This window comes from Mesorhizobium monacense, from assembly GCF_056781675.1.
Genome location: NZ_CM165567.1, coordinates 1375357 through 1399262, shown reverse-complemented (window position 1 = coordinate 1399262; position 23906 = coordinate 1375357). Strand labels below are relative to the sequence as shown.

Here is a 23906-nt window from a genome sequence, read left to right as displayed (position 1 = left end):
GTCTTTACCCTTTCACGCTTGCTTGGTTGAACTGGATTTTTGCGGCCGCTGATGGCGGGCGACAAAGGCGCAGCCCGCGGCAACCGAACGAGGATCGGCATCGCTCACGTATCCCGCCACGATGTCGGACAGCTTTGCCTCGGCAAGTGCCGTGCGATAAGCGCGCTCCGCCTTCAGCATCGCTACATTGATGCCGCACGGCTTCACATAGGCCGAAGCGTCGAGTGTTGTCGGACCGCGCTGGCGGATCTCGCCGCAGCGGAAAGCCGGCTCGCGCCCTTCAACGGCTAGCACGATATCGAGCAGTGTTATGCGCTCGGCCGGCCGTGCCAGCCGGTAGCCGCCCGCCGGCCCCGGCACCGATTCCAGAATGCCGGAGGCCGCGAGCTGATTGAGATGCTTCAGCAGATAGCTCGGCGAAAGGCCGAAGGACTCGGCCATGGCGGCGCCCGGCATGGTCGCCGCGCCATCCACGCCGGCAAGCATCGCGGCGCAGTGGATCGCCGCCTCAACGCCCTCACCCAGCCTCATCGTGCCAATCTCCTATTCATGGATATCTTTTATCATGGATAGTATTTATCCGCAATAGCAATCAAAAAAAGCAGCGGCGCCCGCAGGCGCCGCTGCCTCATTGCCCTCGCCCTATGACGTTGAGGCGACTTTACTCCGCCGCCACCTTGGCCATCGGGTTGTTCGGATGCGTGGTCCAGTTGGCATAGACCGGCGACACCGGCTTGCCGGTGCGCTGGTCCATCGCGCCAGCCGCCAGCGGCTCCATGGTGATGCAGTTTTCCACCGGACAGACATTGACGCACAAATTGCAGCCGACGCATTCGGCCTCGATCACCTCGAAATGCCGCTTGCCGTCGACCATGCTGGTGATCGCCTGGTGCGAGGTGTCCTCGCAGGCAATGTGGCAGCGGCCGCACTTGATGCAGGCATCCTGGTCGATATGCGCCTTGGCGACATAGTTAAGGTTGAGATACTGCCAGTCGGTGACATTGGGCGTGGCACGGCCGACAATGTCGTCGAGCGAGGCATGGCCCTTCTCGTCCATCCAGTTCTCCAGACCGGCAATCATCTCCTGCACGATCTTGAAGCCATAGGTCATCGCCGCCGTACAGACCTGCACATTGCCGGCCCCGAGCGCCATGAATTCGGCCGCGTCGCGCCAGGTGGTGATGCCGCCAATGCCGGAGATCGGCAAGCCATGCGTTTCGGGATCACGGGCGATCTCGGCCACCATGTTCATGGCGATCGGCTTCACCGCCGGGCCGCAATAGCCGCCATGCGAACCCTTGCCGTCGATGGTCGGCTGCGGCGCGAAGCTGTCGAGGTCGACACCGGTGATCGAATTGATGGTGTTGATCAGCGACACAGCATCGGTGCCGCCGGAGAGCGCCGCCCGCGCCGGCTTGCGCACGTCGGTGATGTTGGGCGTCAGCTTGGTGATGACCGGCATGCGGGTGTTTTGCTTGCACCAGCGCACCACCATCTCGATGTATTCCGGCACCTGGCCGACCGCCGCGCCCATACCGCGCTCCGACATGCCGTGCGGACAGCCGAAATTGAGCTCGATGCCGTCGGCCTCCGTCTCCTCGACCACCGGCAGGATCGCCTTCCAGGCATCCTCGACGCACGGCACCATCAGCGAGACGACAATGGCGCGGTCGGGCCAGTCCTTCTTGACCTGCTTGATCTCGCGCAGATTGACCTGCAGGTCACGGTCGGTGATCAACTCGATGTTGTTGAGGCCGAGCAGGCGGCGGTCCGCACCCCAGATCGCACCATAGCGCGGACCATTGACGTTGACGACCGGCGGACCTTCCTCGCCAAGCGTCTTCCAGACGACGCCGCCCCAGCCCGCCTTGAAGGCGCGGATGACGTTGTAGGCCTTGTCGGTCGGCGGTGCCGAAGCCAGCCAGAACGGATTTGGCGATTTGATGCCGACGAAATTGTTTCTGGTATCTGCCATGCTCATGCCCTCCCGTTCGAGGTCAGTGCCCGGTTGATAGATTCCGCCGCGTCGCGGCCTTGCGCCACGGCCGAGACGGTGAGGTCGTCACCGCCGAAAATGCAATCGCCGCCGGCCCAGACCTTGGCCAGGGACGTCCGGCCTTGGGTATCGACCTTGATGCGACCGGCCTCCAGCTCGATCGACGCCCCGCTGCCGTTGAGCGCAGCCGGCACAAAACTCTGGCCGATCGCCTTGAACACCTGGTCGGCGACGAGCGTCAGTGTCTCGCCGGTGCCGGCGAGCTTGTCGCCGTTCATCGCCGTGTATTCGAGCTCGATGCCCGACACCTTGCCACCCTCGGCAATGACGCGCTTCGGCTGCAGCCAGTGGCGGATGGTGACGCCATTGGCGGCGGCCAGATCCTGTTCGAAGCCTGAAGCATTCATATGTTCCTGGCCGCGCCGGTAGCAGATCGTCACCTCCTCGGCGCCGAGCAGCTTCGACTGTACCGCGGCGTCGATCGCCGTCATGCCGCCGCCGATGACGACGACACGCCGGCCGACCGGCAGGCCGGAAAGGTCGCTGGCCTGGCGAAGTTCGGCGATGAACTCGACCGCATTGGTCACACCGTCTGCCTCCTCGCCATCGGCGCGCAGCGCATTGACGCCGCCAAGCCCCATGCCGAGGAACACCGCGTCGTAATTGCGGATCAGGTCCGACAGTTGATAGTCGCGGCCGAGCGCCTTGCCGTTCTGGATGTCGATGCCGCCGATCGAGGTCACATAATCGACCTCGGCCTGGGCGAAATTGTCGACGCTCTTGTAGGCGGCAATGCCATATTCATTGAGACCGCCGGCCTTTGGCCGCGCCTCCAGGATGGTCACCTCGTGACCATGGCGGGCGAGCCTGTGCGCGGCCGCAAGCCCCGCCGGTCCGGCGCCGACCACGGCGACCGTTTTTCCGGTCGGCTCCGGGCGCGTGTAGAACTGCTTGTTCTCGCTCATCGCGACATCGGTGGCGTAGCGCTGCAGGCGGCCGATCTGCACCGGCTTGCCCTCCGCCACCTCTCGCACGCAGACTTCCTCGCACAGCGTCTCGGTCGGGCAGACGCGGGCGCACATGCCGCCCAGGATGTTCTGGTCGAAGATCGTCTTGGCCGAGCCAATCGGATTGCCGGTCGAGATCTGGCGGATGAACAGCGGGATGTCGATCGAGGTCGGGCACGCGTTCATGCACGGCGCATCGTAGCAGAAGTAGCAGCGATCAGATTCGACCAGCGCCTCGTGATGATCGAGCGGCGGATGCAGGTCGGAAAAATTGTCGGCGTATTGCTCGGATGACAGCCGGCCGCCGGCAATGCCTTCCTTGAAATGACCAGTCGCCATTCCGGTTCCCCTTGTTTTCGTTTGGGGAAGGCTAGCACGTTTTATTTTTTTATCAATTGGTCAATTTTCGGCCAAGTCGCTGAAAAGCTTCAATAAAACATGATAATTATAGTCATGTTATAGGAACTGCCGACACGGACTGAACACCGGTCTCAACATGGCCATGGATCGACCTGATTTCGTCCGCGACCAAGGACTGCAGCCGCCACAGATTGCGGTCGCGGATGCCGAATTCCTCGAGGTGGCTGACCGTGTTGTAGAGATATTCCGCTCCCGACCCGACATGCCCGCAGGCCCTTGCCAGCACCCCTGCCACTTTCTCCAGCGGCTGGTTGAGCGAGGTGCCCCTGCCGGTCACCCCGACCCAGAAACCCAGCGCCCGCAACGTCCCATGCGCCGTGCGCACCGGAACCCATCGCACCGAGCCGATGCTCTCGTGATCATCGATCTCGCGCCGCAACAGCCTTTCGATTTGCGCCGGCTTCTCACCTTCGGGCAGACGGTAGATCACGCCATCGCATCGCCCGCCCCGTTCGAGCGCCATCATCAATCCGGGCTGCGCGATGCTGCCGCGCCAGCGGACCATGTCGAGGCAGAAGGAGCGATGCCAGCCATAGGCGGTGGCGCGTTGCCGCTCGACGGAATCGAAGGCCGGTTTCCAGATCAGCGAACCATACGCGAACACCCACAGCGGCCCCTCATCGGCTTCGCCGGACAAGCGTATGGCCAGGGTTTGGAAATCGTCATCGTTCAACTGCGTCCAACTGCCATCGGGGCCAGGATCAACCTCCTCCCGATGGCACAGTGCGACAAGGTCCGGCGTGAGCGACATCTGGCGCATGGACAACCCCTCAATGACGGGCAAGCAAAGTCGAAAACCGCCAAGCGCGCAAGATTGAGAAGTGCCGCGTCTTGCCGTCGTCGATTTCTGGCCCAGATGTCGGATTTCTGTCGTCGAGATCGTCTTAGGATGGATCGACCGCGATCGATGCATGAAACGGTGAGGAGACCGACAATGCCCCAATCCCCGATGCGCTTCTTCTGGTACGAATTGATGACCACCGACCTCGACGCCGCCGAGGCCTTCTACACCGCCGTCGTTGGCTGGACCGCACAGCCCTTCGACATGGCGCCCGGCATGCCGCGCTACATCGTCATGAATGTCGGCGAGCGCGGCGTCGGCGGGCTGATGACCCTGCCGGAGGACGCGGCCAAGATGGGCATGCCACCGGCTTGGCTCGGCTATGTCCACACCAGGGATGTCGACGCCGCGACGCAATCGCTGAAGGATGCCGGTGGCAAGGTTCATCGCGCACCCGATGACATTCCGGGCGTCGGCCGCTTTGCCGTCGTCGCCGACCCGCAGGGTGCTACCTTCATGCTCCTGCAACCGAACGGCCCCGACCAACCGCCGGTGCCGGCCAACACGCCCGGCCATATAGGCTGGCACGAGCTCTATACGTCGGACTGGAAGGCCGCCTTCGATTTCTATTCCGGTCAGTTCGGCTGGGAGAAGGGCGATGCCATGGATATGGGGCCGATGGGCATCTACCAGACGTTTGCGGCCGGCCCCGAATCCGGCGGCGGCATGATGAACAAACCCGAACAGATCCCGGTGCCAGTCTGGCAGTTCTATTTCAACGTGCCGGCCATCGATGCGGCGGCCAAGCGCGTCACCGACAATGGCGGCAAGATCCTGATGGGTCCGATGGAGGTTCCCGGCGGCAGCTGGATCGTGCAGTGCCAGGATCCGCAAGGCGCACATTTCGCGCTGATGGCGCCGGTGCGGTAGCAGCGTCGTGCCGAGATTGGCGAAACCGGCAGCAACTGCCGATCTCCCCGGTCTAAACACCGCAAGTGGGGGAGATGTCCGGCAGGATAGAGGGAGGCGCCGTCCCGCCGGCCTAATGCTCTTTGAGATTACTCCGGCGCCAACACCGCGACCTTAAGGTTCGCCTGCTTGGCACCGCTGAGCTGGATAGTGGCCGGACCGGCGGACAGCTTGAAGCGCACACTCTTGCGGATGCCCGGGCATGTCTTTACGCCGCTGAAGCCCACCGACTTCATGGCATGGCCGTCTTGAATGACATCGATCCAGGCCTCGTCGGACAGGGTTATCTGGATTGTTCCTTCGGGCGGGACAACCAGGCTGCCGGTCGCGCCAAAGGTGCCAGACGCCGGAGGCCGTTCAGGCGCAACCTCGAAGGTAACTGTGTCGATCGGCTCCAAAGAAACGTCCGCGGCCGTGCCGACTGCAAGCGCGGTTCCGGACTGTTCCGCTTGTGCCTCCGCAAACAGCGCCTGCTCCCGCGTCACCGGCCATTTGAAGGCGGCGCAGCCGGCATCGTCCGCCATGGCGAAGCTGGTGCCTGCAAGGATTGCGAATAGGCTGATGACGATTTTTTTCATGGCAAGGGGGACCCACATGGTTTGGAGCATCTACATCATTACAACCATAGCGATAACAACACAATCCTAGCGAGAAAAATATGGAGTATCAGCCTGGGGAACATTTCAATCACCGATTGTTGATGGCAGGCCATGGGAAGTGAATGGTCCATTGCCGGGCGGTAATCTATGGCCGGGCCGGAAGGGTTCGAAAAATGGAGTTTTAGATGAAGCTTTTTGAAGGTCTCGCCAGATTTCAACCGCAGGCTCTGGGCGCGCTGCGCATCATGACGGCGCTGCAGTTCATCGAGCACGGCTCGCAGAAACTGTCAAATTTCCCGGTCGGCGAGCATGCGGGCACCTTGACCGGGCTGACGCTCATCGCCGCCATCCTCGAATTCGTCGGCGGCATCCTGCTGGCGCTGGGGCTTTTCACCCGGCCGGTGGCGTTCCTGCTCTGCGGCGAGATGGCGATCGCCTATTTCATGGCGCACATGCCGCGCGACTTCTTCCCCGTCAACAATGGCGGCGATGCGGCGATCTCGTTCTGCTTCATCTTCTTCTATCTGGTGTTTGCCGGCGCCGGCGCCTTCGCGCTCGACAACCGCCGCAGCGCCTGAGCAGGCCGAGAAGATGCGCGTCTCTGATCAGGCGCGCATCCGCTCGAAATTCGCATCGAACAGCGGCGTCGCCTGCATGCGCGCAGCATGGCGCTTACCCAGAAGCTCGATCTCGAAACCGTCGCTCTCGTCGGCAATCTCCTTCGGCACATAGCCGATGGCGACGGATTTTTTCGAATGGTGCGCATAGCCGCCCGAGGTGACCCAACCACGTACGGCGCCGTCGAACCAGATCGGCTCGTCGCCGATGACATCGGCGTCATCAGTCTCGACGATGAAGGCTCGCAAACGCAGGCTGCCGCCTTGCTTGCGCTCGGCAAGCGCCGCTTGCTTTCCGATGAAATCTGCCTCCTTGCCGTAGGCGACGAAGCGATCGAGCCCGGCCTCCAGCGGTCCGTAGATCGGCCGGTATTCGCGCGCCCATGAGCCGTAATTCTTCTCCAGCCTGAGCGAATTGAGCGCACGCGAGCCGAACAGGCCGATGCCGAATTCCTCGCCGGCCGCCATCAGTGCCTGGAACGCGGCGCGCTGATATTCCGGCGCCACCCAGATCTCATAGCCGAGGTCGCCAGTGTAGCTGACGCGGCCCACCAGGCACGGCGCCATGCCGATATCCATTTTTGCGACTGCCATGAAGGGAAACGCAGAATTGGAGACACCCGCGCGGGTGACTTTCGCCAGCACCTCTCGCGCCTTCGGTCCGGCGATTGCGAGACCCGTGAGTTTTTGCCCCAGCGCCTCAATGCGAACCGAACCGTCGGCAGGCAGATGCGCCTCGAACCAGCGCATATGGTATTGCTCGGCGATGCCGGACCCGGCGATGAACCATTCACCGTCGCCGATATTGGCCAGGGTGAAATCGCCGATCAGCCTGCCGTCCTCCTTCAGCATCGGCGCCAGCGTCATGCGGCCGGGTTTCGGCAGCTTGCAGGCAAGTAGGCGGTCGAGCCAGGCTGCCGCCCCCTCGCCCGTGACTTTGTATTTGGCAAAGTTCGAAATCTCCGCCAGGCCGACGCTCCCACGAACCGACGCGACCTCGCGGGCGACGTGGGAAAAATCGCTCGAACGCCGCCACGAGAACTCATCCTTGACGCCTTCAGGCGCATACCAGAGCGGTACCTCCAGCCCATAGGAGACACCCCACTGCGCGCCTTTGGCTGACAAAAGGTCGTAGACCGGCGTCGTCTTCAGCGACCGCGCGGCCGGCAATTCCTCATTGGGGAAGCGGATCGAGAAGCGCCGCGAATAATTCTCGCGCACCTTGGCGTTGGTGTAGGCCATCGTCGCCCAGTCGCCGTAACGCGAAACGTCCATCGCCCAGATGTCGGCACCCGGATCGCCCTCGATCATCCAGTTCGACAGCGCGAGACCAACGCCGCCGCCTTGCGAGAATCCCGCCATCACGCCGCAGGCGACCCAGAAGCCCGGCAGGCCGCGCACCGGCCCGACCAGCGGATTGCCGTCGGGCGCGAAGGTGAAAGGCCCGTTGATGATCTGCTTGATGCCGGTGTTCTGGAAGGCTGGGAAATGCCGGAAGCCGACCTCCAGCGACGGCGCGATGCGGTCGATGTCCGGTTCCAGCAACTCATGGCCGAAATTCCATGGCGTCTGGAACTCGGACCACGGCTTGTTGGCCTTCTCGTATGTGCCCATCAGCATGCCGCCGCGCTCCTGGCGGAGATAGAGCTCGCCGTCGAAATCGACCGCGTGGATGATCTCGGTGCCGGTCTTGGCGTTCCAGGCGGCGACCTCCGGCATGTCCTCGGTGATCAGATACATGTGCTCCATCGCCAGCACCGGCAGTTCCAGCCCCACCATGCGACCGACCTCGCGCGCCCACAGACCGCCGGCATTCACGACATGCTCGGCCACCACCTCGCCCTTGTTGGTGAGGACGCGCCACAGCCCGTCGCGCCGTCGCACAATGTCCTCCACCTTGGTGAAGCGCTCGACCTCGGCGCCGAGTTTGCGCGCGGCCTTGGCGTAAGCATGCGTCACTCCGGACGGATCGAGATGACCGTCCTCCTTGTTGCGCACCGCGCCGACGAACTGTTTCGGATCGAGCAGCGGCATCAGTTCGGCCGCCTCTTGGGCCGAGATCTCCTCGAGGTCGATGCCGAGATAGCGGCCCTTGGCGACGACGCCGCGCAGCCAGTCGAGCCGCGCCTCGGTCGCCGCCAGCAGCACGCCGCCGGTCAGGTGCACGCCGGTCGCCTGTCCCGACAGCTCCTCGATCTCCTTGTAGAGCGAGATCGTGTACTTCTGCAGCTTGGCGACGTTGGGGTCGCCATTGATCGTGTGCATGCCACCGGCCGCGTGCCAGGTCGAGCCCGAGGTCAGTTCGTCGCGCTCGAGAAGCACGACATCGGTCCAGCCATGGCGGGCGAGATGGAAGAGCACGGAACATCCGACGACGCCACCGCCAATGACCACGACCTTTGCATGCGACTTCATGGTTTTTCTCGTTATTTCAGTGAGTTGGATGGATGAAGTGAATCGGGATGGGAGGATTGTGGTCTCACGGCTCGCCCTGCCCGATCGCTTCCTTGCGCTTGGCCACATAGGCTTCCAGCGCCTCGCGCACGGCGACATCCATCATCGGCTCGACATAGTCTTCCAGCGCCTTCTTCCACAGCCGCGTCGCGCGCGCCGTCGTATCGAGCCCGCCGGCCTCCTGCCAGGCTTCATAATTCTGCCAGTTGGACAGCATCGGCTGGTAGAAGGCAGTCGCATAGCGCTCCAGCGTGTGTGGCTCGCCGAAGAAATGGCCGCCAGTCGGCACCGCGCCCAGGGCCTCGACCGCAAGCTCGGCCTCATCGACCACGATCGGGCGCAAAAACTCCATCATGTGCTGGATCATCTCGACATCGATGATGAGCTTTTCGAACGACGCCGTCAGCCCACCCTCCTGCCAGCCGGCGGCGTGGTAGACGAGGTTGCCGTGGCCGAGCACCGCGCCCCACAGCGCCATCAGCGTCTCATAGGCGCCTTGCGCGTCGGCGGCATTGGAGGCCGAACCCGGCGTGGTGCGGTAGGGCAGATTGTAGCGCCGCGCCAATTGCCCTGAGGCGATGTTGGCTTTGGTGTTCTCTGGCGTGCCGAAGGCCGGCGCGCCCGACTTCATGTCGACATTGGAGGTGAAGGCGCCATACATCACCGGCGCGCCGGGTCGCACAAGCTGCGTCAGCACCACGCCGAACAGCGCCTCGGCGTTTTGCTGCGCCAATGCGCCGGCCAGCGTCACCGGGCTCATCGCCCCCATCAGCGTGAACGGCGTCACCGCGACAGACTGGCCGAACTCGGCCATGGTCATCAGCCCTTCGGCCATCATCTCGTCGAAGCGGCGCGGCGAGTTGACCGAGATGATGGTGGTGATGCCGGGATCGTCGCGCATCTGCTCAAGGCTCAGGCCCCGCGCAATCGCCATCATCTCGATGCCGTCCAGCGCCCTACCCCTGCCGATCGCCGAGACATGGAAGCTTTTGTCGGTCAGCGTCAGATTGGTGAAATAGGTATCGAGGTGGCGGGAATTGGCCGGCAGTTCGACCGGCGCGCAGACCTGGTTGCCGAGCATGTGGATGCAGTTGAAATGCTGTGCCAGCCGGGTGAGATCGGAATAGTCGCGCAGATTGCCGGCGCGGCGGCCGCGCTCCATGTCGTGCACATTGGGTGGCCCGGCGACCAGCGTGAAGTTGATCGTGTTGCCGCCGAGATGGATGGCCTGGGCCGGATTGCGCGGCTTCAGCGTATAGGTAGAACGCGTCGTCTTCAGCGCTTCCTCGACCATGCCGCGATCGATGCGGACATTCGCCGTCGCGTGATCGACCTTGGCCCCAGCCTTCTCGAACAGCGACAGCGCCCGCGGGCTCATCACCTCGATACCGAAATTCTCCAGAATGTGCATCGCAGCTTCATGGATCGCCTCGATCTGGTCCGCCGAGAGCATGGCCATCGGCGGATAGGGATTGGTCACCCGTCTCAGCGGCAGTTGCGGGATGGCGGCCGGGCCCCTGTTGCTGGTTCGCTCGGCGCCGCGTTTGCGTCTTGGTTCGGTCATGGCCCCATCAAAGCGCCGGCGCGGCAATAGCGATGTCAGAAATCCGTCGTTTGCCGGCGAGATTTTAGCCAATGCGGCATTTCCGAAATTCCATGGAAACAAAAACGGCAGAGCAGGTCGAAATATCGATACCGATCCACATGGGCGCGGGCCGTTAAGAAACGCTGCAAGAATCCCTTTATGTTTTCGGCCTATTCGTCTGCCAATGCGTAGGTCGAGTTTTAGTAAAATCGTAGCTGTCACCGTGCTGCTGGCGCTTTCCGCCTGCGCGACGCCGCCGAGCCATATCAACGATGTCTGCGCCGTCTTCGACCAGAATGACGGCTGGTTCGACAACTGGCAGGCGGCGGCCGAGCGCGCCGAGCAGAAATACGGCATACCGGTTCCCGTGCTGATGGCGACTGTGCGCAAGGAATCCGGCTTCAAGAGCAACGCCAGACCGCCGCGCACCAAGCTCCTGGGCTTCATCCCGTGGAAGCACGTCTCCTCGGCCACAGGATTCTCGCAGGCGCTGGACGGCACCTGGGCGCAATACCAGAGCGAAACCGGCAACTGGGCGGCGCGGCGGACAAAATTTGCCGACGCCGTCGATTTCGTCGGCTGGTATCATTCCAAGACATCGGACACGCTCGGCGTCGCGCGCAACGACACCTACAATCTCTATCTGGCCTACTATCTCGGCTGGACCGCCTATGGCCGCGGCAACCGCGGCGACGCCGGCGTACAGGGCTATGCGCGGGCGACCGAAAAGATGGCGCAGGATTACGCCGCACAGTTGCGGCAATGCGGCAACTGAACGGCCTTTAACCTCGATCCGTCAGTTCGGCTTCTTGCCACTCGGGCGTCTGGGCTTGGCGGCAGCCGGTTGCGCTTTCGTCACCTGCGGCGCGTCTTCCGGCACGCCCTCATGCGCGGCGTGCTCCTTGTCGAACTTGATCACCGGCTCCATCTTGGCCAGCACGTCGTCGGCAAGCCAGCACAGGCTCATATGGCCGTCGCCGAGGTTCTTCACCGGCGGCACCTTGGTCTCGCACAGATTGTCCGGCACCAGCTTCTTGTAGCCGCAGCGCGTCTGGAACGGGCACCCGGTTGGCGGGTTCATCGCCGACGGGATGTCGCCTTCCAGCACGATGTGCTTCTTGACCACGCTGGTGTCGGCGATCGGGATCGCCGACAGCAGCGCCTCGGTATAGGGGTGATAGGGCGGTGCGAAGATCTGGTCGGTCGTGCCCTGCTCGACGATATAGCCGAGATACATGACGACGACGCGGTCGGCGATGTAGCGCACGACGGAGAGGTCGTGGCTGATGAACAGCATCGTCGTCTTGTTCTTGCGCTGGATGTCCATCAAGAGTTCGGTCACCGCAGCCTGCACCGACACGTCGAGCGCCGAGACCGGCTCGTCGGCCACCACCACCTTGGCGTCGCCGGCAAAGGCGCGTGCCACGCCGATGCGCTGCTTCTGCCCGCCTGACAGCTGACGCGGCTTGCGGGTCTCGAACGCCCGCGGCAGCTTCACCAGGTCGAGCAGTTCGAGCATCCGCTTGCGGCGCTCGGCGACATTGTTGCCGACATTGAATTTTTCCAGCGTGCGGATGATCTGCGAGCCGACCGTGTGGCTGGGATTGAGCGTGTCGAACGGATTCTGGAACACCATCTGGATCGACGACACCGTCTCGACGCTGCGCTTTTCGATGCCGGTCGACTGGATTTCCGTGTTGCCGAGCGTCACGCTGCCGGAACTTGCCGTTTCCAGACCGAGCAGCACCTTGGCCAGCGTCGACTTTCCGCAGCCGGACTCACCGACGATGGCCACTGTCTCGGATTCGCGCGCCATGAAGGAGATCGTCTCATTGGCCTTGACGACGCGGCCTTCGCTCGAACCGAACACCTCGCTGCCGCCGACCTTGTAGTATTTCCTCAGATCCTCGATCTTGAGCACCGGCGCGCCGGGCACAACGCGCTCGTTGACCTTCTTGGCGCCCGGCGGCAGCGCTTCCCAGTCGATCTCGTTGAAGCGCACGCAGCGCGAGAAATGCCCTTCGTGACCCTCGACCTCGATCATCGGGATTTCGGCGGCGTTGCAGACGCCCTCGACGAAATGGTGGCAGCGTGGGCCGAAATTGCAGCCCTTCGGCCGCTCGTGCGGCAGCGGCAACTGCCCGGGGATCGAGATCAGCGGCCGTGAATTCTTGTCGGCGCCGGGCAGCGGGATCGAGCGGAACAGGCCTTGCGTATAGGGATGGCGCATCCGGTCGAAGACATCCTTGATCTTGCCGGTCTCCACCGCTTCGCCCGAATACATCACCGTGATGCGGTCGCAGGTCTCCAGGATCAGGCCGAGATTGTGCGACACGAAGATCATCGACGTGCCGAACTTCTCGCCGAGCCCCTTGACCAGGTCGACGATGCCGGCTTCCACCGTCACGTCGAGCGCCGTCGTCGGCTCGTCGAGCAGAAGTAGCGCCGGCTTCGACAGCAGCGCCATGGCGATGACGATGCGCTGCTGCTGGCCGCCGGAAAGCTGGTGCGGATAGGAACGCATCATGCGCTCGGGATCGGGCAGCCTGACCGAGCGCACCATGTCGAGCGCTCGGCTGTAAGCCTCCTCCTTCGACACCTTGTCGTGGATCAGCGGCACTTCCATCAATTGCTGGCCGACCTTCATCGCCGGATTGAGGCTCGCCATCGGCTCCTGGTAGATCATGGCGATCTTATTGCCGCGGATGGCGCGCAGCTCCTCGTCGGACAGCTCGCCCATGTCCTTGCCCTGGAACTTGATCCGGCCGCCGACGATCTTTCCGATGTTGGAGAGGTCGCGCATGATGCCGAGCGACACAGTCGACTTGCCGCAACCGGATTCGCCGACGATGCCCATCGCTTCGCCGGGCATGACCGTGCAGGAGAAATCCATGACGGCCGGTATTTCGCCTTTGCGGGTGAAGAACGAAATCGACAGGTTCTCGATCTCGATGATCGGCCCACTGGTCGGCTTGCCGGGATTTCGAACTGCCTCATTCATGGGTCGCTCCAATCCATATTTTGTCAGGCACGTCGGGTCGAAGACCCGTCCGTCAGTCTTTCATCGATTGTTCACGCAGCGAGTTGGCCAACAGGTTGAGCCCCAGCACGAACGACATCAGCGCGATCGTCGGCGGCAAAGCCGGGTGGATGAAGGACCGCAGCAGGCGGCTGGCGTCCTTGATCGCGGTGCCCCAGTCCGGGCTTTCCGGCGCCAGTCCGAGGCCGAAATAACCCAGCGTGCCGAGCAGGATCGTGGTGTAGCCGATGCGCAGGCAGCCATCGACGATCAGCGGTCCGCGTGCATTGGGCAGGATCTCCCACAGCATGATGTACCAGGGTGATTCACCGCGCGTCTGCGCCGCCGCCACATAGTCGCGCGTCTTGATGTCCATGGTCAGGCCGCGCACGATGCGGAACACGCCGGGGCTGGAGGCGAACACCACCGCCACGAAGATGTTGAGCTGGTTGGGATCGATGTGGACGATCCTCAGCGGATCGGCATCGAAGACAAGGCCGGCATAGAGCCAGCCGCCGACGATCAGGGTGATGCCGAGAAGGATGTAGAGCCGGTCGGGCCGGTTCTTGTAGCGCGTCCAGAACAGCACGCTGAAGAAGATGATCGGGAACAGGAAGAACAGCCCGGCCATCGCATAGGGGATCGGCGTGTCCATGATGCCCGGCGTCACCAGCAGGTAGAACAGAAGGATGACCGGGAAGGCCAGCACCAGATTGGCGAGGAAAGACAGCACGGTGTCGATCTTGCCGCCATAATAGCCGGCCGGCAGGCCGAGCGTGATGCCGACCATCAGCGCAAAGCCGGTCGCCGCCGGCGCGATGATCAGCACGATCTGGCTGCCAAAGACCATGCGGGAGAACACGTCGCGGGCCAGCTTGTCGCCGCCGAAATAGTAGATGAGCTTCGATACCGGCTCGATCCCGCCCGGCAGCGCGTCCTTCATGACCGGCACCTGGGCGAGCGGGTCGAAGGGCGCGACGGTCGAGGCGAAGATCGCCGTGAACAGCCAGAACAGGCAAATGCCGACGCCGACGATGCCGACGCCGCTGTCAAACAGCTGGCCGTAGAGGCCGAGCTTCTTCTTGTAGGCGAAGCTCGCGCCCATGACGATGGCAAGAGCGATCCAGACCGGCCAGAACCGCCCGATCACACCGAGGATGACATTGAAGGCGCTGATATATTCGACCTGCATCCGCCCGATCCCCTACTGCACTCTGATACGCGGATTGAGAAACGCGTAGCCGACGTCTGAAATGAGCTGCGTGATCAGCACGATGAACACCGAGACCAGCGAACAGCCGAGCAAAAGGTCGATGTCGTTGTTTTCGGCCGCCTCTTTCAGCGTGTAGCCAAAACCCTGGTAGCGGAACATCACTTCGACGATGACGACGCCGGTGAGCAGCCAGGGGAACTGCAACATGATGACGGTGAACGGCGCGATCAGCGCGTTGCGTAGCGCGTGCTTGACCACGACGCTGCCGAAGGAGAGGCCCTTCAACCGCGCGGTGCGGATATATTGCTGCGTCATCACCTCGACCATCGAGGCGCGAGTCATGCGCGCAATATAGCCGATGCCGTAGATCGCCAGCGTCATCACCGGCAGCGTGAAATTGTAGAAAGTGATGCCCTGGCTGGCCGAGGCCGCCGAACCGTTCAGCCAGCCTAGCCAGGAGGCGAAGATGACGGTGAAGATGACGCCCGACACATATTCGGGCGTCGCCGTCGAGGCGATCGAGGCGACCGATAGCGTCCGGTCCGTTCGCGAACCCTCACGCATGCCGGCAAGGATGCCGGTCAGCAGCGAGATCGGTATCATGACCAACAGGACGCAGAGCATCAGGATGCCGGTGGCACTGAGCGCCGGGAACAGCTTCGACGCCACCGTGGTCTTGAACTTGGTCGAGCAGCCGAAATCGCCCTGCAGGATACCGGAATATGTCGGCACAAGCGGGTCGTTGCAAAAGGAGAACCGCTGGGTCGGCTTGCCTGTCGCGGGATCGGTGACCGGCTGCTTGGGCATTACGCCGAGCCATTGGCCATAGCGGACGAAGAAGTTCTGGCGGTAGCCGTGTTCCACCAGCCAGCTTTCGAGCTGCTCGGCGGACGTGTGCATTTCAGTTTGGCTGATCGCCAGCTTCTTCAAATTCGGATCGAGGTTGATCAGGAAGAAGACGATGATCGTCAGGCACAGCATCGTCAATGCCATGGTGCCCAGGCGCCTGATAACGAAAGAAAGCATGGCGGTCCCCTGCCGGTCTGGTTGGGGTTGGAGCCAGCTTCGAAAACCAGCTCTACCGTTGCCGGCAGAGTTGGCTGTCAAACCGGCCGTCGGATGCGATCAACCCTGTTTTATTGCATGATCTTTCCCGAAGAGTCCGCAACTTTCTGCTGCGCCGGCTTCCGGTTCTGGAACCATGCGAGGAGTGATGGGGAAGGGGCGAACCGCCCCCTCCCCGATCGATCCGATCATGCCTGCTCGAGCCAGACCTTGCCGTAGTCGCGCTCGTATGTCGGGTGCATCTTGTAGTTCTGCACCGCCTTGACCGAGTGGCTGTAGAGCTTGCGCCAGAAGGGCTGGATGATGATGCCGGAGTCCTGCAGGGTCTGCTCGATGTCCTTCATCATCTCCTTGCGCTTGGCGGCATCGGCGACCGAAAGCGCGGCGTTGAGCTTGGTATCCCATTCAGGATTCGACCAGGCTGTCTCGTTCCAGGCTTCGCCGGTGCGGTAGCCGATCGCCAGAACCTGGACGCCGAGCGGCCGCATGTTCCAGGTGGTCATCGACAGCGGATACTTGGTCCAGTCGTTCCAGAACGTCGAGCCCGGCAACACCGTGCGCTTCACCTTGATGCCGGCGTCGCGCAGCTGTGCGGCGATCGCATCGCCGGTGTTCTTGTTCCAGTCCTCGTCGGCCGTGATCAGCTCATGCTCGAAATCCGCCTGTCCCGCTTCCGCCATCATGGCTTTGGCCTTGGCGGGGTCGCGCGCGATTTTCGGCAATTCGTAATATTCCGGGTGAATCGCGCAGACATGATGGTTCTCGGCGACAGTCCCGGCATTGCCGTAGCCGAGCTGGAGGACGACAGCGTTGTCGACGCCGAGTTGCAGCGCCTGACGCACCTTCTGGTCATCGTAAGGCTTGTTGGCCACGTTGGTGCGGCAGACGATGGTCGCCGCGGTGACCACCTCGGACTTCGCCAGATCCATGCCGTCGAGGATCGACACGTAGTCGGCCGAGGTTTCGTAGTTGGTGTGTATTTCGCCGGCTTCGAAGGCGCTGACCATCGCCGCCGGATCGGTGCCGTAGTCGATGAACTCGACGCCGTCGAGGAAGACCTCGCCATCCCACCACTTGTTGTCTTCGCGGCGTTTGTAGACCACCTTCTGGCCGACATCGTAGGAGACGAGTTCGAACGGGCCGGTGCCGATCGGGCAGGCCTTGAAGTCGCCGCCCTTCTCGTCGAAGGTCTTGTGAACGATGAGGCCTGGATAGTCGCACATGTTCGGGATGAGCGCGATATCGGCCTTGCCCAGCTTCAGCTTGATGGTGTGATCGTCGACTTTGGTCACGGCGCTTTCGTCCAGCTTGTCGTCCTTGACCAGCGAGCCGAGACGGCCTGGCATGGAGTTGCCGTCGGCTTTCTTGTCGCCCCAGCGCTTGAGGTTGAAGATCACGTCATCGGCGGTAAATGCATCGCCGTTCGACCAGGTCACGCCCTTGCGCACATGCAGCGTGTATTCGGTGGCGTCGTCGTTGATGTCCCAGCTTTCGAGCAGATAGGGGCGGAACGTGTATTCGGTCGTGTACTTGACCAGCGGCTCGAGCGCCTGGCGCTCGGCATTGGCGATTTCCGACCAATCGGCCTTGCGTGGATCCTTGGGGTCCTTGATCCACTGCGCGACCTTCAGGATGCCGCCCTTCTTGCCCTGTACTTCTTCCGCCTTGGCCGGCGTCGGGTCGGCCAGACCGAGCATGCCGTAGGCCATTGCCGTGGACGCGCCGAAGACGCTGGCCAGGGCGAGGAATTCGCGGCGGTCCATCTTGCCTGCCTTGGCTTCTTCGGCCATTGCCAGGATATGATCCGGAACGCGGTCACCGTTGCTTTTGTAGATTGCCATGACTGACTCCCATTGTTGGCTTTCTGCCTTTTAACATTCCGCATCCGCGCCGTGATGTCAAAGACCGACACGGACTGGGAACATGTTAGCGAATGTGCAACTTTGGAAGGAGGGCAGTTCGCGTGATAGCGACAGTCTTGACGCAAAATTGCTACTGCCCGGAAGATTCCGTTCGAATCCCGGCGCGCGATTAAAATGAGACATTCAAACGGGATAGGACAGCGCCAGCCGATCCTTGAGTTTGCGCCAGGGTTGCACCTCCCGACGCCCGCGATCGTCGCCGATTTCAGTATTCGCGCTCGTAGAAGATGCCGCCCTTGGCTTCCCCTGCATCGTTGGCTTCGCCGCGCAATTTGACGCCGCGCCCGACATTGAGATCGATGGTCGCCTTGCCCGAACCCGGCTTGTCACCCTTCTGGATCGTCACATAGGTGCGGTCGTTGAGGTATTTGCCGGCCGAGACGGCCGTGCCGCCCTTCTCGTCCGTGGTGACGTCGAGGTCGTCGACGCCGATCGCGCTGCGCAGGTTTTCGAGCAGCGACGTCGAGCCGCCGACGCCAGCCAGTTGCCCCGCGGCTTCGGCAAGCTGGGCGATCTGCAGCGGCGACAGGTTCGACATCGAGCGGCCGAAGATCAGCTGTGCCAGCACCTCGTCCTCCGGCAGGGCCGGCACGGACGAGAAGGTGAATTTCGGATTGGTCGCCTCGCCCGACACCACGATGGTGACGGTGGCGCTGCTCGTCGTCGATGTTGCCGTCAGGTTGAGATAAGGCACCAGCGAGCCCGAGAAGCCGACCGTGCCCTCGGTGAAGGTCAGCCGTTTGGCGAGGATCGACAGCCGCCCGCGCTGCAAGGTGAAGGTGCCGACCGCATGCGGCGACGACGCCGGGCCGGTGAGCTTCAGCGAACCGCCAAGCTCGGCATCGACGCCCCTGCCCTGGATGAAGATCTGGTTCGGCGCGTTGACCGTGACGTCGAGGGCAAGCCCGCTGCCGCCACCGCCGCCGCTTGTCGTTGGTGGGCGCAGCGCCTTGTCCTGCGCCCGCACGGCGCCGGGTGCGTTCTTGTGCTTGACGTCGAGCGCCGACAGCGACCCCGGCAGCTTCTCAGGCACGGTGATGACGGTCTTGGCCAGGTTGATGGTTCCCGAAATCACCGGCGCCGAGGCGAGCGGTCCCTTGATGGTCAAGTCGCCACCGAGATTGGCCGTGACCACCCTGCCGTCGGTGTAGCGGCCGTCGGTTAGCTTGACCGACAAGTCGGCCGGGAACCCTTGCGCAGGATTGATGCCGACCGTGCCGCTGGCCGAAAGGCTGCCGCGCGTCGACAGCGTGCCGGTCAGGCGATTAATCCGGGCGACGCCGGCGCCGATCGAGACGTCGGCGGCGATGTCGTTGACGGCAAGGCCAGAGCGCGCATCGACCAGGCGGGCACCTGACGTGCTGACCGTGCCGCCGATGACCGGCGACGTCGCCGTGCCGCGCACTTGCACATTGACATTGGCAGTGCCGTTCAATGACAGGCCTTGCGCGGCAAGCTTGGCGGCAAGGAAGGAAAACGGCACCTTGCCGGAAAAGTCGAGCACTAGAGCCGGCGCGCCCGCAATGGTCACCGAGCCGCCGCCCTTGAGGCCAAGACCGGCCCCGTCACTGATGTTGACGTCAAAGGTAAGTTTCTTGCCGGCGAACGTTCCTGACGAGGAAATGTTCATGCCGCCAAGGCCGGCGCCGCGGGTCTGCGAGGTCTGCACACCGCCTGCATCGATTTTGAACGCAAGGCTTGGATTGGCTGGTGCGCCTGTCACCTTGACCGTGCCGGAGATCGAGCCGGCGGCATCGAGGCCGCGTGAGAAACTGTTGGCGAGCGAGGCCGGCACCTTGGCCAATGTGGCATTGATGTCGAGCGCCTGCCCGACCTTGCCGGTTACCGTCGCCGTGCCGCCGCCGAGGTTGAGCACCAGCCTGTCCAGGCTCGTCGTTCCATTGGCGATGCTGATGGTCGAGGCCTGTGCGATCGCCGCCTTGATCCCTTGCATCGTCGCCTGCCCGGAAGTGAGCTCGATGGTCGTCGTGCCATTGGCCACCTTCACCCGGCCGACGGCCCTGGCCGGAATGTCCTTGACGGTGGCGCCGCCGGAAAAGCCGGTCCAGTCGCCGTCGCGCTTCAAATCGACATCGATGCCGCGGATGACGGTGCCGCCGGAAGTGACACTGTCGGCGCGGATCTTGCCGGAGATCACCGGCGCGGCAAGATAGTTGGCGATCAGCGCGTCGATGGAAACGGTTTTCGCCACCAAATCGCCGCGCGAGAGCGAACCGGTTGTCGCCTTGATAGCGACTTGTGGCGCGTTGCCGCTCTTCGAGAAGACAATCGTGCCACGCACATCGCCTTCGGCTTTTTCCAGCGCCAGTGCGGCCAGCGGCCCGATATCGGGCAGGTCGAGCGCCACCGTGCCTTCGGGCACGAAGGCCTGGTCGAGCGCAAGGTCGCCGGAGATCCGGTTCTTGCCCAGCGACAGCAGCAGTCCGTTGATGGCGCTCTTGCCGTCCGTCGTCGCCAGCACCGCGCTGCCTTGCAGCGCTTGCCCGGCGACATTGCCGGTCAGTTGCACATTGGCGGCCGGATTGGCGGCATCGGCCTTGCCGGTGGCGGTCAGCTTCAGGCCGGTGATCTCGCGGTCCGCGACCAAAAGCCGGTCGCTGTCGACCGTCAGCGACAGGTCCGGCGCCAGGCTCGCGCCTTGCACATTCAGCGCGAAAGCAATGGCGCCCTTGGCGTCTTTCGACAGCAGCGAGATATCTGATAGTGCGCCCTTGATGTCGGCGCTGAGCTTGTTGTCGGCGAGGCTTGCCTGCCCATTGGCGGTCAGCGCACCAGACGCCAGCGTGACCGGGCTTGCGCTGACATTGCCGTGCGCGTCGCGCTTCAGCGTCGCGCTGAGTTGCGTCCGATCGGCCAGCACGCCGCGCGCCGCCGCCGGCAAAGCCGCCGAAAGGGCGTCCGCCTTGAGATTGAGGTCGATGGCGCCGTCGGCCAGGGAAACCCGGCCGTTGAAAGCGCTGTCGAGTGCTGCACCCTGCACCGAGCCGCTGTCGATGGTGATGGCATCCGCGGCAAGGCTGCCGGCGACTTTTGCGATGATCTTGCCGGCGATCAGCGGCGCGATGGTCGGGTTGTCCAGTCCTATCTTGTCCGCCGTCACCGTACCCGAGATCGGTCCGGTACGGCTCTTGACGTCGAAGGCGTCGGAATGCAGCGCCAGCGCGATGCCTTCGACCTTGGCGTGGTTGGTGGCGACCGAGGGCAGCGCTGCCGAAATATCCAGCCTCGGCCGCATGCCTTGCCCCGCCGCCTTCACCGACAACGCCTGCAACTCGAGCTTGATCGGACTTTCGGTGCTGCCGAGCGACAGCGGCAGGCTGGGACCGGTCGATGTCAGGTCGAGCGCGAAATCGCTGGCGCCATTCGGGTTGATCGTGCCGACGGCCTTGCCGGAGATCTTGTCGCCGGCAAGCGTCGCGTGATTGATGGCGATCCCGCCGGCGGCTGTGAAGCCGCCGGCGGCATTGAGGTTGAGCGGTCCGAGCCCAGCCTGCCGGGTCTGACTGGTCTCGGCGCCGGCGAGCTGGATATTGAAGCGGATGTCGGGGTTAGCCGGCGATCCCGTCACCTGCGCCGTGCCATCGAGTGTCCCCGCAGCGTCGAGGCCGGGGGAGAAATCATTGGCAAGCGCTGCCGGCAGCGCGGAGAAAATTGCCGCCAGGTCGAGCGTCTGACCCGCAGTGCCGGAGAGCGTCACCGCGCCACCGCCGACATCGACCACCAGTCGCTCGATGCTGGTCACGCCATTGGCGATGGAGAGATTTGACGGGCTGGCGATGGCGGCCTTGATGCCGCGAACGGTTGCCTCGCCCGAAGCGATCTCAATGCTGGTCGTGCCACCGGCGATCTTGGCGCGGCCGGCGGCGATAGCCGGGATGCCGGCGATCGTCGCGCCACCGGTGAAATTGGTCCAGTCGCCATCGCGCTTCAGGTCGACGCCAATGCCGCTGATGACAGTCGTTCCCGATGTCACGCTGTCGGCCTTGATCGTACCGGAGATCGCCGGGCTCTTGAGATAGTTGGCGATCAGCGCGTTGACGGTGATCGCCTTCGCCGCCACCTCGCCGCGCGAGATCGTTGTACTGGCCGCATTGATGGTGACGGTCGGAGCCTCGCCGTCCTTGGCGAAGGCAATGGCTCCGCCGATATCGCCGGCCGCCGCCTGACCGGCAAGCGAAGCCAGCGGCGCGATATCGGGGGCAGATAGCGTCAGCGTGCCGAGCGGCAGCAGCTTGTCATCGAGCACAAGGTCGCCCGAAACCTTGTTGTCGCCAAGCGACAGGCTGAGCCCCTTGATGGATCGCTTGCCGTCGCTCGTCACCAGCGCCGCCTTGATGTCGAGCGCCTGGCCGTCGACCGACCCGGTCAGCGAGACATCCGCCGCGGGACTGGCGACATCAGCCTTCCCCGATGCAGTCAGTTTGATGTCTTTGACCGTGCGGCCCGACGCCGTCAGGCTGGCGCTGTTGGCCGAAACGGAAAAGTCCGGCGCCCAGCGCGCGCCGCTTGCCGTCAGCGCGAAGTCGGCGCCGCCGGCGAGAGGCACGCCGGCCAGTTGCGACAGCACCGAAACGTCGCCGAGCGTACCCTTGATGTCGGCCTGGATGTCGCTGCCTTGGGCGCTGGCGGTGCCGCTGGCCTTGAGCGAACCGGAGGTCAATTCGAGTGAATTGGCGGCGAACGAGCCTTGCGGGTCGCGCGTCGCGGTCGCCGAGAACGTCACCCGCTCGCCGAGCACGGAGCTGATCTGAGGCGGCAGCGCCGATGAAACCGCATCGGCGTTCATTTTCAGCTTCATCGCCAGGTCGGTCAGCGACAGAGTGGCCGTCAGCGAGGCATTGAGCGCGTCGCTGCGCAACGTTCCCTGGTCGAGCGAAATCTCGTCCTTGCTGACCTTGCCGGCGAGATCGGCCGCCAGCTTGCCGGTCACCAGCGGCGTCAGCGTCGCGACATCGGTCTTCAGGCCGCCGGCCGAGAGCTTGATGCTGACCGGTCCGCTGCGGTTCTCAATGTCGAAGCCGTCGGAATGGATCTGCGCCGCCAGATCGTTGAGCTGCGTGCCGCCTGCCGCCACCGAAACCAGCGACGCGCCGATATCGACCATCGGCGCCTTGCCGTCGCCAAAGGCGCGGGCGGTCGCGTTTTTCACCGCCACGGTAACCGGCTGCGCCTTGGTGCCGACGTCGAGCAGCACGGGCTCACCCTTGGCGGCAAGCTCCACCGAAAGGTCGCTCGCGCCCTTGGGATCGACCCTGCCCGCGGCGGTGCCATGCACGGCGTCGCTTTCGATCGTGGCGCGCTCGATGTCGACGCCGCCGGCCGGCGTCGCGGTGCCGGCAAGGTCGAAGCTGGTCTTGCCAACAAACAGCGGCTTCAGCTTCTCCGGCAGGAAACGCCCGAAATCTCCGTCGCCCTTGGCCTCGACATGATTGCCTTGGTCGCTGAGCTGGTGGCGGCCGGTGAGCTGGGTGACGATCTGGCCGTCGACGACGAAGGTGCCGATGCCGCTCCAGTTGGCCAGCGGCCCCGTCCCCGAGACAATGATGTCGACCGGCGGCGCGTCGGGCAATTTGAGCAGATTGGCAATGATGCCGCCGGCTGGCTCTGATGCCTTGAGATCGAGGTCGAGCTTGTTGTCGGCGGGCGCGAAATGGACCTTGGCATCGACATTGCCCTGCTTGCCGTCATGGCGCGTGATGGCGAGCACTGTCTCGACAGCCAGCGGCGAGGCATTTGCCTTGACCGACCCTTTCGCCGCAAGCTCGGCGATGCCGCTGCCGGAGAGTTCCTGGCCGAGCGCAATCTCGGGAAGATCGATCTGCCCAATGTCGAGTGAAACCGGCAGCGTTGTGGTCCCGCTCTGGCTAGGCTGCGCGCTCGCCGCCGGCAACCGCGCCAGTTCGATGCGCTCGGCGCCGATGCGCTCGGCATCAAAACTCTTCGACAGAAGCGCCAGCGGCGACCAGTCGACGGCGACCTTGCGGGCCACCAGCCAGGCGCCGTTGCGGTCTTCCAGCACGACATGGTCGAGCCTGAGCGCCCCCGACCAGATGCCATCTATGCCGCTGACGGTGACCTTTCGGTCATCGCTCGACGCAAGATGCGAGACGATGCCGGCGAGGTTGTCGCGGCCGCGCTCGGTCTTGGTCAGCACGACCAACGCGCCGACCGCCGCCGCCACCACGATGAGCAGCGTGTAAAGAACAATGCGGAAGATGCGCCAGAACGTCTTCATGGC

At 63.5% G+C, this 23906-nt stretch carries 15 protein-coding genes; 3 read left to right on the top strand and 12 right to left on the bottom strand.

Annotated features, from left to right (window positions below; genetic code table 11):
- Positions 1-12: 12 nt before the first annotated feature.
- From AC1RUK_RS06405 to AC1RUK_RS06390, 4 genes are all read right to left on the bottom strand, one after another.
- Complete coding sequence (locus AC1RUK_RS06405; RefSeq protein ID WP_481836306.1) at positions 13-531, bottom strand: RrF2 family transcriptional regulator; 519 nt, start codon at positions 529-531, stop codon at positions 13-15.
- Positions 532-661: 130 nt separating this feature from the next.
- Positions 662-1975 carry an NAD-dependent dihydropyrimidine dehydrogenase subunit PreA gene (gene preA / locus AC1RUK_RS06400; RefSeq protein ID WP_481836307.1) on the bottom strand — a complete coding sequence of 438 codons (1314 nt, stop codon included), beginning with the start codon at positions 1973-1975 and terminating at the stop codon, positions 662-664.
- Positions 1976-1977: 2 nt separating this feature from the next.
- Positions 1978-3342 (bottom strand): NAD(P)-dependent oxidoreductase, encoded by a 1365-nt coding sequence (locus tag AC1RUK_RS06395; RefSeq protein ID WP_481836308.1) that lies wholly within the window; start codon positions 3340-3342, stop codon positions 1978-1980.
- 112 nt (positions 3343-3454) lie between these two features.
- Positions 3455-4183: a gamma-glutamylcyclotransferase gene (locus AC1RUK_RS06390; protein WP_481836309.1), complete on the bottom strand. Its 729-nt coding sequence runs from the start codon at positions 4181-4183 to the stop codon at positions 3455-3457.
- 174 nt (positions 4184-4357) lie between these two features.
- On the opposite strand from AC1RUK_RS06390, the gene AC1RUK_RS06385 reads away from it, so the two are divergent.
- Positions 4358-5134: a VOC family protein gene (locus AC1RUK_RS06385; protein WP_481836310.1), complete on the top strand. Its 777-nt coding sequence runs from the start codon at positions 4358-4360 to the stop codon at positions 5132-5134.
- Positions 5135-5262: 128 nt separating this feature from the next.
- Here AC1RUK_RS06385 and AC1RUK_RS06380 read toward each other — a convergent pair whose 3' ends face one another.
- On the bottom strand, positions 5263-5751 hold the full coding sequence (locus tag AC1RUK_RS06380; RefSeq protein WP_481836311.1) for a hypothetical protein: 489 nt from the start codon (positions 5749-5751) through the stop codon (positions 5263-5265).
- 206 nt (positions 5752-5957) lie between these two features.
- On the opposite strand from AC1RUK_RS06380, the gene AC1RUK_RS06375 reads away from it, so the two are divergent.
- Positions 5958-6350, top strand: coding sequence for a DoxX family protein (locus AC1RUK_RS06375; protein WP_481836312.1), 393 nt, complete (start codon positions 5958-5960; stop codon positions 6348-6350).
- A 27-nt stretch (positions 6351-6377) separates the two neighbouring features.
- Here AC1RUK_RS06375 and AC1RUK_RS06370 read toward each other — a convergent pair whose 3' ends face one another.
- Both AC1RUK_RS06370 and AC1RUK_RS06365 read right to left on the bottom strand, forming a co-directional pair.
- Positions 6378-8804 carry a GcvT family protein gene (locus tag AC1RUK_RS06370; RefSeq protein ID WP_481836313.1) on the bottom strand — a complete coding sequence of 809 codons (2427 nt, stop codon included), beginning with the start codon at positions 8802-8804 and terminating at the stop codon, positions 6378-6380.
- A gap of 64 nt (positions 8805-8868) precedes the next feature.
- Positions 8869-10407: a trimethylamine methyltransferase family protein gene (locus AC1RUK_RS06365; RefSeq protein WP_481836314.1), complete on the bottom strand. Its 1539-nt coding sequence runs from the start codon at positions 10405-10407 to the stop codon at positions 8869-8871.
- 205 nt (positions 10408-10612) lie between these two features.
- On the opposite strand from AC1RUK_RS06365, the gene AC1RUK_RS06360 reads away from it, so the two are divergent.
- Positions 10613-11203 carry a transglycosylase SLT domain-containing protein gene (locus tag AC1RUK_RS06360; protein WP_481836315.1) on the top strand — a complete coding sequence of 197 codons (591 nt, stop codon included), beginning with the start codon at positions 10613-10615 and terminating at the stop codon, positions 11201-11203.
- Between the two features lie 21 nt (positions 11204-11224).
- Here AC1RUK_RS06360 and AC1RUK_RS06355 read toward each other — a convergent pair whose 3' ends face one another.
- From AC1RUK_RS06355 to AC1RUK_RS06335, 5 genes are all read right to left on the bottom strand, one after another.
- Positions 11225-13429, bottom strand: coding sequence for a dipeptide ABC transporter ATP-binding protein (locus AC1RUK_RS06355; protein ID WP_481836316.1), 2205 nt, complete (start codon positions 13427-13429; stop codon positions 11225-11227).
- A 52-nt stretch (positions 13430-13481) separates the two neighbouring features.
- Positions 13482-14639 (bottom strand): ABC transporter permease, encoded by a 1158-nt coding sequence (locus tag AC1RUK_RS06350; protein WP_481840206.1) that lies wholly within the window; start codon positions 14637-14639, stop codon positions 13482-13484.
- Positions 14640-14651: 12 nt separating this feature from the next.
- A complete protein-coding gene (locus AC1RUK_RS06345; RefSeq protein ID WP_436172554.1) occupies positions 14652-15686 on the bottom strand; it encodes an ABC transporter permease in 1035 nt (344 codons plus the stop codon).
- A 227-nt stretch (positions 15687-15913) separates the two neighbouring features.
- Entirely contained in the window at positions 15914-17566 is a 1653-nt protein-coding gene (locus tag AC1RUK_RS06340; protein WP_481836317.1) for an ABC transporter substrate-binding protein, read from the bottom strand.
- A gap of 286 nt (positions 17567-17852) precedes the next feature.
- Positions 17853-23903 carry a translocation/assembly module TamB domain-containing protein gene (locus AC1RUK_RS06335; protein ID WP_481836318.1) on the bottom strand — a complete coding sequence of 2017 codons (6051 nt, stop codon included), beginning with the start codon at positions 23901-23903 and terminating at the stop codon, positions 17853-17855.
- Positions 23904-23906: the final 3 nt, after the last annotated feature.